At 31.4% G+C, this 1,517-nt stretch carries 2 protein-coding genes; both read left to right on the forward strand.

Annotation, left to right across the window (positions count from 1 at the left end):
- Nucleotides 1-651: 651 nt before the first annotated feature.
- Entirely contained in the window at nucleotides 652-969 is a 318-nt protein-coding gene (locus tag DD829_RS23350; RefSeq protein ID WP_123906833.1) for a hypothetical protein, read from the forward strand.
- A gap of 135 nt (nucleotides 970-1,104) precedes the next feature.
- Nucleotides 1,105-1,431 carry an ArsR/SmtB family transcription factor gene (locus tag DD829_RS08480; protein ID WP_076395660.1) on the forward strand — a complete coding sequence of 109 codons (327 nt, stop codon included), beginning with the start codon at nucleotides 1,105-1,107 and terminating at the stop codon, nucleotides 1,429-1,431.
- Nucleotides 1,432-1,517 lie beyond the last annotated feature (86 nt).

The raw sequence follows: 1,517 nt of genomic DNA on the forward strand, positions 1-1,517 counted from the left end.
AAAGAAACAAGGGAAAAGTAAAAAGAACCAGGAGAAAAGGAAATAGAACAAAGTAAAAAGTAAGAAGTAACAAGAGAAAAGTAAAGAAGCCGGAGAATGTAATCAATCATCAATTATCTTCATACTCATTACTCATTACTCATTACTCATCAATTATCAATATTGGTTGCCATTCCTAGCCGCGATAGAAACGGTTACCCCGCAGCGGGATTGGGAAAAGTGATGGCACTAACCCGGGAAGCAGGGCGCGAGGAGTAAGAGTGGATAGCGGGATAAAGCTCCTGAAAAGATGATCTGGGGTTGAGAAAACAAATTGTTATAAAGCGCATATATTTTTATATGGTGTTACTTGTTGATTTGGCTAACTAGCAATATATTTGAATTAGAATTAAACCAGTGTATATGTGCAGATACGCAGGAAAAACATATAAATCTCATTTTGTATGTTTCAGATGTAGAAAATCTTTTAAGCAGACTCATTCTTCTGATATTTTAGAAAGGATCAGAAAAGATAAATATTTTCATAAAATTAGAGGAGTCAATATTCGAAATGTCTCACGAATTTTTGTAAAAAAAGAGCATGATCAGTTAGAAAAAGTAATTTCAGAAATAGAAAACCGCGTGATAAAATGTCCTGAATGTTCAAGTTTGATGGCAGATTTAGGACTGGATTTTAAAGCACCAAAGAAAAGCGCTGCTAAAGAATGGAAAATTGTTGAAAGTCTTTACAGAATTGGGAAAGTTTTCCATTCTTGTGGCTGTGAGGGACCAGGTTATATTCCGCAAAATCTGAAAGATTATGAAGAATATTTAATGGATAGGTTGGAAATATTTAAGAATTATCAGAGTGTTTATCAAAATTCATCTGAAGAGGATTTTCCTGATAAGATGGAAAGAGTCATTTATTGGTCTCAAAAAATAATTCGATTACAAGATGAAATTCTTCGTCATGGATTTAACATTCGTTGATTTCATTAAAACCCTATGACTTTCAGAATATCAAATAAGTCTTATAATTAATAATTCTCCTCAGATTTTTAGAATTTTTTTTAAAAATATTGTCAATGAAAATTATTTATCGTAATATTGCGATATAGTTTAAATATGGGAGCTACAAAAACAGATTTTTTTACAGATGAACAAAACAGAATTGCTACCATTGCAAAAGCTTTAGGGCATCCTGCGAGAATCGCTATCATTGAATATTTGCTGAAGGTAAATGAGTGCATCTGCGGAGATATTGTCAATGAACTTCCTTTGGCACAGCCTACAGTTTCCCAACATCTGAAGGAATTAAAAAATGCCGGACTCATCAAAGGAAATATTGAAGGAAATTCTATCTGTTACTGTATTGATGAGAATGCATTTGAGGTACTGAATGTATTTTTTTCAAAAGTAATTTCTACTGTTAAAAAGCAAAAATGCTGTTAAAATTTTTTTGTCTTCAATCATCGTAATATTGCGATATTATAATATGTGATTAATTATAATTTTTTTAACAATTAAAAATAAAAAAT

The sequence above is a fragment of the Chryseobacterium sp. HMWF035 genome (assembly GCF_003094695.1).
Classification (GTDB): domain Bacteria; phylum Bacteroidota; class Bacteroidia; order Flavobacteriales; family Weeksellaceae; genus Chryseobacterium; species Chryseobacterium gambrini.

Excerpts from the sequence above, each read along its gene's own strand:
- DD829_RS23350 (WP_123906833.1), top strand. The coding sequence starts at position 652 with ATGGCAGATTTAGGACTGGATTTTAAAGCACCAAAGAAAAGCGCTGCT.
- DD829_RS08480 (WP_076395660.1), top strand. The coding sequence starts at position 1,105 with ATGGGAGCTACAAAAACAGATTTTTTTACAGATGAACAAAACAGAATT.